Origin of the sequence: Nonomuraea antri (assembly GCF_013283785.1) — a bacterium.
GTDB lineage: Bacteria > Actinomycetota > Actinomycetes > Streptosporangiales > Streptosporangiaceae > Nonomuraea > Nonomuraea antri.
Genome location: NZ_JABCPZ010000134.1, coordinates 21,078 through 29,928 on the forward strand (window position 1 = coordinate 21,078; position 8,851 = coordinate 29,928).

General features: G+C 73.1%; 8 protein-coding genes. 2 read left to right on the forward strand and 6 right to left on the reverse strand.

Annotation, left to right across the window (positions count from 1 at the left end; genetic code table 11):
* Nucleotides 1-2,616: a LuxR C-terminal-related transcriptional regulator gene (locus HII36_RS58855; RefSeq protein WP_217370323.1), complete on the reverse strand. Its 2,616-nt coding sequence runs from the start codon at nucleotides 2,614-2,616 to the stop codon at nucleotides 1-3.
* 455 nt (nucleotides 2,617-3,071) lie between these two features.
* Between HII36_RS58855 and HII36_RS34150 the strand changes: the two genes are divergently transcribed.
* Nucleotides 3,072-4,712 carry an HAD family hydrolase gene (locus HII36_RS34150; RefSeq protein ID WP_173527438.1) on the forward strand — a complete coding sequence of 547 codons (1,641 nt, stop codon included), beginning with the start codon at nucleotides 3,072-3,074 and terminating at the stop codon, nucleotides 4,710-4,712.
* A 96-nt stretch (nucleotides 4,713-4,808) separates the two neighbouring features.
* Here the strand turns inward: HII36_RS34150 and HII36_RS34155 are convergent, their stop codons facing one another.
* The 3 genes from HII36_RS34155 to HII36_RS34165 form a co-directional block, all read right to left on the reverse strand.
* Entirely contained in the window at nucleotides 4,809-5,255 is a 447-nt protein-coding gene (locus tag HII36_RS34155) for a DUF7144 family membrane protein (RefSeq protein WP_173527439.1), read from the reverse strand.
* Nucleotides 5,256-5,439: 184 nt separating this feature from the next.
* Complete coding sequence (locus HII36_RS34160) at nucleotides 5,440-6,033, reverse strand: DUF6325 family protein (RefSeq protein ID WP_173527440.1); 594 nt, start codon at nucleotides 6,031-6,033, stop codon at nucleotides 5,440-5,442.
* Between the two features lie 2 nt (nucleotides 6,034-6,035).
* Nucleotides 6,036-6,527, reverse strand: coding sequence for a DUF1269 domain-containing protein (locus HII36_RS34165; RefSeq protein ID WP_173527441.1), 492 nt, complete (start codon nucleotides 6,525-6,527; stop codon nucleotides 6,036-6,038).
* A 152-nt stretch (nucleotides 6,528-6,679) separates the two neighbouring features.
* On the opposite strand from HII36_RS34165, the gene HII36_RS34170 reads away from it, so the two are divergent.
* Entirely contained in the window at nucleotides 6,680-6,982 is a 303-nt protein-coding gene (locus HII36_RS34170) for a hypothetical protein (protein ID WP_173527442.1), read from the forward strand.
* Between the two features lie 8 nt (nucleotides 6,983-6,990).
* Here HII36_RS34170 and HII36_RS34175 read toward each other — a convergent pair whose 3' ends face one another.
* Complete coding sequence (locus HII36_RS34175) at nucleotides 6,991-7,638, reverse strand: hypothetical protein (RefSeq protein ID WP_173527443.1); 648 nt, start codon at nucleotides 7,636-7,638, stop codon at nucleotides 6,991-6,993.
* 117 nt (nucleotides 7,639-7,755) lie between these two features.
* Complete coding sequence (locus tag HII36_RS34180) at nucleotides 7,756-8,724, reverse strand: AI-2E family transporter (RefSeq protein ID WP_328808011.1); 969 nt, start codon at nucleotides 8,722-8,724, stop codon at nucleotides 7,756-7,758.
* Nucleotides 8,725-8,851 lie beyond the last annotated feature (127 nt).

Genomic DNA, 8,851 nt, shown 5'->3' on the forward strand with positions numbered 1-8,851 from the left:
TCAGATCAGATGCAGGTGGTGCGCACGCCGCACCGCCTCGCCGCGACGCGTGACCGCGAGCTTCTGGTAGATGCTCTTGAGATGGGTCTTGACGGTGTTCACCGACAGGTACATCTCCATCGCGATCTCCTTGGTGGTCAGCATGTCGGACAGGTAGCGCAACACGTCGAGCTCGCGGGCGCTCAGCCGGCCGAAGACCGTGGGGGACTCCTCTCCGGCGGCCGCGGGGCTCTCCCGGTGACCGTCCTCGCTCACCGTCCGCATCAGCAGCGGCTCGATGAGCATGCGGTGCGGCCGCAGCAGCTCGGCGTCCCGGCGCAGGACGGCGAGCAACCAGGAGCCGGCCATCGCGAACGGCAGCCGCACCTGTTCCCTGTCGCCCAGCCGCAGCGCCCGGTCCAGCGAGCGGCGCCCGCGCGAGCGGTCACCCGTCCGGTAGGACAGGTAGGCGTCGAGCAGCCACGCCTCCACCCGGACGTCGATCGGCACCGCCCCCGACCCGGACAACGCCGACCGCAACGCGTTCAAGGCGGCTTCGGGATCGCCGTTGCCCAGCTCGCCGCGGGCCAGGGCGACCGCCGAGTCCGTCGCGCCGGTGCCGCCCGCCCGGCGCGCCACCTCGATCGCGGCCGCCGGCACCTCTCCCGCCGCGTACGCCTCCGCGACGGCCAATTCGAGCCTGCGTTCCAGCCACGGCAGCTCCAGGGCGTGCTCACGCACCGCCGCCAGGGTGCGCAACGCCTCGTCGGCGTCGCCCTCGGCGAGGGCCAGGCGGGCGGCGACCAGTCCGCGCAGTCCGGCCATCATGGCGTCCGGGCTCTCGCGCAGGGCGAGCGCCGCCTTGTCCAGCTCGGCGCGCACCTCGTCCATGCGGTAGTCGGCCAGCGCCACCCACGCGCCCGCCACGTGCGCCGCGGCCGTCCTGCGTCCCGGCGGGCAGGTGGAGACCTCGGGCTGCTGGGCCGCCTTGACGGCGTACTGCGCGGCCTTGCTGAACCTGCCCAGCAGGGCCTCGGCGACGGCGAGCGAGCCCAGGCAGCGGCGGCGCTGGAAGTCGCCGCCCCGCTCGGCCACCGGCAGCGCCGACTCGAACGCGGCCACCGCCTCCGCCGGCCGTCCCGCCTCCAGCTCGGCGCGGCCCCGCGTGTAGCGGACCAGCGCCTCGATCTCCGGCCGGTCGTCCAGCACCTGGCCGGGGAAGCGGTCGAGCAGCCGTTCCATCTCCCCCGTCAGCGACGAGACCCGCGCCGCGGGGAGGTCGCCCGCGCCCATGAGCCTGAGCGTCCCCGCCGCCAGGCGCGCGGGCAGCGCCTGGTCGGCAGGGGCGGCGCCGAGCAGCCGCTCGGCGCACTTCAGGTACCGCACGCACAGGTCGTCGTGCCCCCGGGCGAACGCCACCGCGGCCGCCACCAGCGACGGCTCGGGCTCGATCAGAAGCGAGGGATCGTGCTCCGGGACGTGGTCGGCGACCTGCTCGGTGAAGTCGGCCAGCGATTCGCGCGGCGACAGTCCGAGCACCTGGCCGAGCGCCAGCCCGTCGACGACGAGCCAGGACGCGTGCTGCCAGCCCCTGGCCCGCACGGCGTGATGCACGGCGTCGGCCAGGTGCGAGCGCCGGCTGAACCAGGCCGACGCGCGCCGGTGCGACTCCGTCGCGGCCCCGCCGCGCTCCTGGCGGTGTATCAGGTCCAGCGCCGCGCCGAACACGGCGTGGTACCGGTACCAGCCCTGGCCCAGCGGCTGGACGAAGGAGTTCTCGCGCAGCAGGGCGGGGAAGCACGCCATCGCCTCCGGGTCGGCCAGCTCGCCGGCCAGTTCCGCGTCGAAGCGCTGGGTGATGCCGGTGGCCAGCATCAGCCGGCGCAGTTCCGCCGGCTGGTGTTCCAGCACCTCCTCCATGACGTATCCGACGACGGCCGGATCGTCGCCGCCGAACCGCCGGGCGAACGCGTCGGGGTCGGGCAGGTGTTCCATCGTCATGGCGGCCAGCCGCAGTCCGGCCGCCCACCCCTCGGTGCGCTCCAGCAGCGCGCTGACCGAGCGCGGGTGCAGCGTCACCCCGTGCTGGTCGAGCAGCGCGAGGAGCTCGCGCTGCCCGAAGGCCAGCGCCTCACCGCGGATCTCGGTCAGCTCGCCGCTGAGCCGCAGGCGGGACAGGGGTAACAACGGATCGCGCCGGGCGATGAGGATCACGCGCAACGCGGGGAACGCCGCCCGGATGAACCGCGGGATCTCCTCCGGCAGCCCGGACTCCGGGTCGGGCTCGAAGCCGTCGAGCACGAGCACCACCGGTGGTTCACCGCCGGTCAGGACGGCGGCCAGCCGCTCGTGGGGCGGACGTCCGTCGTCGTCCCCATCGGGTCCCGCGCCGACGCCCGCGCTCGCCAGCGCCTCGGCCAGGAGCGACCAGAACCGGCGCGGCTCGTGATCCTCCGGATCCAGCGTGGCCCAGGCGACCGGCCCGGGGGCCTTGCCCGAGCGGGCCCACGACGACACGGTGGTCGTCTTCCCGGCGCCCGGCGGCCCGGTGACGACCGTGAGAGGTCCCCTGCTTCCCTTGGTGAGGCGTTCCAGCAGCCTGGTACGCGGGGTCACCGACTCCCCGCGTGCCGGCACGCCGATCCTCATCTCGGGTACCAGGTGTTGTCGGGATCGTCGCGCGCCATCGGCGTCCGACGATCGGCTGAACGTAACTAACATCACCCATCCTTCCCTTACGGGTGTGAATCGGGCCCCCGCCTCATCCGTTCTGCCACCGGGAAGGGTGAAACCACATCATCCCCCGGGGGATATCACCCGGGTGAGGTGCGCGGGTGACAGGGTCACCCCGAACGTGTGACGTGGCGCTTTCCGCCGGGGTGGAACATCGTCTCCCAGGTAAGACACGCCACTTCAGCACCGGAGATCACTGTGGTCGGGAGCCTCATTGCCATTCGCCCCGTGGCGGGCGATGATCGCGAACGGCTGTCTCGCCATCGTCCATCCGGCGCTCGCGACCGCGGTGGCACGCATCGTCTTCATGGGACCGCCGTGTCGGACCGGACGGTCCCTCCAGTCGTTAGGGGCCGCCTATGCGTATGACGAATGCCTCCAGCCGCGACCGGCTGCTGCTCACGCTGTTCGCCCCCGGCGCGCTGGCGATCGGGTTCTGCGACGTCGTCACGGCGGCGACGGCCGCGTCCGTGGCGGCCGTGCGCATTCTGGTCACGCTCGTCGTCGCGGCGCGCGCCGAGCGGGAGCTGACGGCGCTGGGCCTGGCGGACGGCCGGAGCACGTCGCTGGTCGCCGGCCTGGACCTGCTCCGCCGCGTCACGCTGCTGGCGATCCTCGGGGTCACGCTCGTGCTGTTCGCCGTCGCGGTCGTCCGCGGGCTGCCGCCGGACTTCCTGCGGGTCGTCCTGATCCTGCTCGTGGTGGGCGCGGTGCCGGTGGAGCTGCCGGACGTCGCGCGCGCCGTGCTGGCCGGGGCCGCGGCCAGGATGTCCGGCCGCGGCGCCGTGGTTCGGCGGCTCGGCGCGGTCGAGACGCTGGGCCGGACCACCACCGTCGTCGCGCACCGCACCGGGGTGCTCACCGACGACCGCGCCGTCGTCACCGCGGTGGCGGCCGACGGGCTCACCTACGAGACGACCGGCGCCCAGTCGCCCGAAGGCTCGATCACGGCCGCCGGCACCCCGGTGTCCCAGGGCCAGAACGCGGCGCTGGACGAATGCCTCAGGGCGGGGGCCGCCTGCAACGACGGCGTCGTCATGGACGAGGACGGCCCATGGACGGTCCTGGGCGACCCCCGCGACCAGGCGCTGCTCACCAGCGCGGCCAAGCTGGGGATCTGCAAGGCGCCGAACCGGGTGTCGACCCTGCCGTTCACCAGGCACCGCAGGTTCATGGCGACCCTGCACCGGCAGGACGACGACGAGCCGGGCACGATCTACGTCAAGGGCGCCGTGGAACGCGTCCTGTACCTGTGCGGGCAGCAGCTCGACCGGGACGGGAGATCACGGCGGCTGGACCGGGCGCAGGTGCTCGCCACGGCGCGGGCGCTGGGCCGGCGCGGGCTCGACGTGCTGGCGTTCGCCCAGGCGCAGGCGGACCCGGGGCTCGGCACGCCGGCCGAGGACGCGCTGCCGATGATGACCTTCCTGGGGCTGCAGGCGCTGCATTCGCCGCTGCGCTCGGACGCCCTGGACGCCGTCGCCGCTTGCGAGAAGGCGGGACTCCAGGTGAAGCTGATCACGGGTCTCGACGCGACGGCCGCCGCGGCGATCGCCACCTGGACGGGCATCGGCGACCGGGTCGTGACCGGCGCCATGCTGGCCGGCCGCGTCCCTGCGGACCTGCCCGGGCTGGTGTGCGACGCGACGGTCTTCGTCGACCTGCGCCCGGAGGAGGAGGGCGACCTGGTGCGGGCCATGCGGAGCTGCGGCCACGTCGTCACCGTGGTGGGCGGCGGCGACGGGGCCGCGGCCGCCAGGCGGCTGGCCGGGACGGGGGTCGGCACCGGGGACGGCGCTGGGGTCGGCCCTCGGGTCGGCGCCATGGACGGCGACGAGGCGGCCGTCGTGCTGGTGAGCGGCGGGCTGGCCGCCCTGGCCGGCGCGATCGCCGACGGGCGCGCCGCGCTCAGGCGGCTGGCCGGCTCTCTCGTCTGCGCGCTGGTCCTGTGCTCGGTCGCGAGCGCGGCGGTGGGCTGGTGGTTCACGCCCCCGTTCTGACGGGGGTTCCCGGCAGGGGACAGTGAAGGCCGGCGGCGGCCGGGCACCGTGACCGCCGCCGGCCTTCGGCTCGGTGGAGAGGACCGGGCCTTCGGCTCAGTAGCGGAAGGCCAGGTCCTCGGCCGCCTCCCGGTTGTACGCGCACAACGCCCAGATCACGAACACGTCCATGACGATCAGGAGCAGCGCCCAGACCGGGTAGTACGGCAGGAACATGAACTGGGCGACGGCGTTCAGCACCGCGAAGACGATGCCGACGATCCGCGCCCAGAGCACGCCGGTGAACACGAAGCAGCCGGCCACCGCGACCAGGGTGCCGAGCACCAGGTGCGCCCAGCCCCAGATGGTGACGTCGATGTCGTAGGCGTAGCCCGGGGTGATCAGATAGAACGGGGCCCGCAGAATGCCGATCAAGCCCTGGAACGCCTGGAACATGCCGATCATCACCATCGTGATGCCGGCGAACAAGGCGATGCCCACGGTCCAGCCGCTGACCGGCTCGTCCACCGGCTCCTCCGCGTTCGTGGAGACCTGCTCCGTCATAGCTCCTCCTCCTGTCGGTGTCGCACACCACGAGCAGGTCCCGCCCCCCCACGGCCGGGACCTGCTCTTCGTGATGGCATCGGTGTCCATCGGGTCAGTCGGTCAGTCGACCTCCCATCCCGCCTCCTGGGTCACGTGCGGGGGCCCAGAGGGCGAACCCATCGAGTGCGGCGATCGGCGTCGATCAGTGCGGCCCGTCCGCGGCCGCCCTGGCGGCCAGCGCCGCGCCGGTCGCGATGAAGTCGGCCGGGTGGATCCATTCGTCGACGACCGCCCGGCCGTTGGTCTCGGCGATGGCCTCGCGCAGCGGGATCGCCCAGCGATGCTCCAGCAGAGCGATCGCCGCGGCGCAGCCGGCCGGCAGGGTGTCGGCCACAGCCCAGCGATCCTCTCCGTCGAAGACGCCCTGCTCGAGAATCTCGGCACCGGCCTCGATGCCCTTCTCGACACCTCCCTCCTGCTCCGCACCGAAGCCGATCAGCGCGCCCACGATGGCGCCGAGGTCTCGGAGCTGCTGTTTCGACAGGTCACTGGTCTCCAGGGTGGTCAGCTCGCCGTGTTCGTCCTTGGCCACGACGAGGAGATCGACGAGCCGGACGATGCCGTGCTCGCGCAGCCGGCGGAACTCGCCCAGGATCTTCCCGGTGAAGCGGGGCTCGTCGAACCGCACGGCCAGGAGTTGCAGCGGCCCGAACTTCGGGTGGTCGCAGTCGGTCTCGGCCGCGCCGGTCATGGAGGAACCGCCGCTGTCGCGCGTCGTCGCGCTCGCCGCCCCCATGACTACGCCGGCTCCCCGTGCAGCGCCTCCTGGAGCCGCTGCTCGGTCTCCTCCGACAGGGAGGACTTCAGCACCGTGCCGCCGTAGCGGCTGAGCGCCGCCACCGCCTTGTCCGGGGTGACCTTCTCCACCACCAGGAACAGCGCGGACGTGCCCGGCTGCAGCATGTCGCGAACCTGCTGCTGGAAAGCCCGGTCGATCCCGGACTTCTCGACCTTGCCCAGGATCGCGCCCAGGCCGGCGCCGAGCGCCATGCCCAGGAACGGCACGAAGAACAACAGGCCGAACAGCAGCCCCCAGAACATGCCCCACGTGGTGCCCCCCGCCACCGCGTGGTGGTTGGTGCTGACGTGGAACCTGCCCTCATGGTCGCGGGAGATCACCGCTACGGCGTCGGGCTGGATGACGAGGTCGGCCACCAGCCGCCGGACCTCGCGCTCGGCCTCGGCCGCGGTGTGCTCGTCCGGGTAGCCGATCGCTATCAGCTCTGCCATGGGTCCTTGTCTCCTTTGCTGTGGTGGAGCCGTGCCCCGGAGTCTGGCCCGGCCGGCGCCCGCGCCGGATCACCCCGAGCGGGTGATGGGCCGCGATCCGCCGGTTGCGACGGTGATCGTGTCCGATCACGACGACGACAGGGATGGCGAAGATGACCGACACTTCCCCGCGCGACCCCGCGGCCCGGCACCACTGGAACGGCACGATCCTCATCGTCGGGGCCGTCATGGTCACCGGCGCGGCGGCGGTCGCCGCACTGGGCGCGGTGCTCAGCGGCACGGCGCTGTTCAACGCGGCACGCCGCTGGCTGCACGAACACGAGGAGGCGCCGGTCGAGCTCGCCCAGCAGAAGTGGGCGCAGACCAGGGCCGCGACCAGCGCCGCGGTGCACGCCTGGCACGACAACACGCCGGTGCGGAGCAGGCTGCACCCCCAGCGGGACACGGTCGCCTGACGCGGTGATCAGTCGGCGACCGGCATCGCCGTGTCGCCGACCGTCAGCCCCTTCTCCCGCAGGAACCTGGACGTCTCCGCGGCCGCGACGGCCATCTCCGCGGGCGTGATCCTGGTCGAGACCTCCAGCAGATGCGGATACTGCGGATAGTTCCACAGTTCCAGCGCGAGCTCGCGCCGCGAGCCGGCCGGCCGCATCGACGTCTGGAGCACGGCGACCGGGCCCAGGGCGGCCAGGTCGTCGAGCACGACGTCCGGCGGCGCGTGATCGGTGAAGAAGTCCCGCTGGCCGCCGCTGAGCAACGAGTGCACCGGCCGCTCCCCGAGGACGACGGCCCGTACCCGGTCGCCCGGCAGTGCCTCTTTGATGGCGCCGGAGCGCAGGCAGCCGCCGAGCGTCGTGTCCATCTCGACCCCGCGGTCCGCGCTGGGCGGCAGCGCGTCGAGCGCCGGGGAGCGCAGTTTCACCATGGAGTCGCCGCCGTCCCCGCCGGTGCGCGCGCACAGCATGAGCCCGTTCTGGTGGAGTGCCAGCCCGGGGGTGTCGAAGAAGTAGACCTGCCGGATCTCCGCCTCGAGCGGATCGACCTCCAGCATCAGCGGCCCGGTCCGCCGCCCGTCGTCGCGGACGACCAGTTTGAGTTCGATGTCGGCCACGATCCCCACTCACTCCGGCAGGCCGGCGAATCCGCCGTCCGCGTATTCCGTCGGCCGCCTCCCGTCCGGCAGGACGCGTCCGACCTGTCACTGCGGTAGAGGATGGGGCGCCGTCCGTCATGGCACCTCACCCCCGGAGGGGGAACGGGCCCGCAGCCGGGCCAGGTCGACGGCCAGGGCCGTCAGCGGCACGGCGAGCGCCACCCCGGCCAGGCCCGCGATCAGCCCCGCCAGGACGGTGACCAGCAGCACGACCATGGGATGCAGCTTCAACGCGGCGCCGAACACGAACGGCGCGAGAAGGTTCTGCAGCATGCCGTTCGCGAGCACCACCACCAGCAGCATCCAGAGCGCGTCGCTCCAGCCGCCCGACCCGAGTGCGATGAGCACGGTGAGCGCGCCGGAGACGAAGGCCCCGAGGTAGGGGACGTAGGCTCCGAGGAACGTGGTCAGGGCGATCGTGCCGAGAGCCGGGAGCCCCAGGATGAGCGCGCCGACGACGATCAGCGCGGTGTTCATCAGGGCGATCAGCGTCATCCCGAGGAAGTACCGCCGGACGACGGCGGCCGCGCGGGCCGCCGCCGCGCGGCCGAGGCCGGTCGGCGCCGGGAGCAGCCGCACCGCCCGCGACGTCATCGCCCGGGCGTCCTTCAGCAGGAAGAACATGAAGTACAGGGCCAGTACCGCGCCCACCACGCTCTCCGCGACCGCGGCCACCCCGCTGACCAGCCCGGACACCAGCCCGGACAGCAGTGCCCGCAGCGCGCCGGCCACGGCCTGACCCGCCGCGGTCACCTGTCCCGCGTCGAGTCCCAGCCCGCGCGCCGCCTGGCCGAGCCGGGCCAGGGACGAGCCGAGCGCGTCGCCGATCGTGGCGAGCTGGCCGCTCACGCCCAGGACCAGGATCACCGCGCAGCCGAGCGCCGCGGCGAGGCAGGCGAGGCAGCAGGCGGCGACCGCGACCGGCCGTGGCAGTCCCCGGGCGTCGAGCCGGTCGACGAGCGGGAGCAGGACGACGCTGAGCGCCGCCGCCAGGATAAGCGGCATGGACAGGGGCCTCAGCACCTGCAGCAGGAACAGGACGATCGCCCGGGGGTGTCGAAGAAGTAGACCTGCCGGATCTCCGCCTCGAGCGGATCGACCTCCAGCATCAGCGGCCCGGTCCGCCGCCCGTCGTCGCGGACGACCAGTTTGAGTTCGATGTCGGCCACGA

Excerpts from the sequence above, each read along its gene's own strand:
- HII36_RS34150 (WP_173527438.1), top strand. The coding sequence starts at position 3,072 with ATGCGTATGACGAATGCCTCCAGCCGCGACCGGCTGCTGCTCACGCTG.
- HII36_RS34155 (WP_173527439.1), bottom strand. The coding sequence starts at position 5,255 with ATGACGGAGCAGGTCTCCACGAACGCGGAGGAGCCGGTGGACGAGCCG.
- HII36_RS34160 (WP_173527440.1), bottom strand. The coding sequence starts at position 6,033 with ATGGGGGCGGCGAGCGCGACGACGCGCGACAGCGGCGGTTCCTCCATG.
- HII36_RS34165 (WP_173527441.1), bottom strand. The coding sequence starts at position 6,527 with ATGGCAGAGCTGATAGCGATCGGCTACCCGGACGAGCACACCGCGGCC.
- HII36_RS34170 (WP_173527442.1), top strand. The coding sequence starts at position 6,680 with ATGACCGACACTTCCCCGCGCGACCCCGCGGCCCGGCACCACTGGAAC.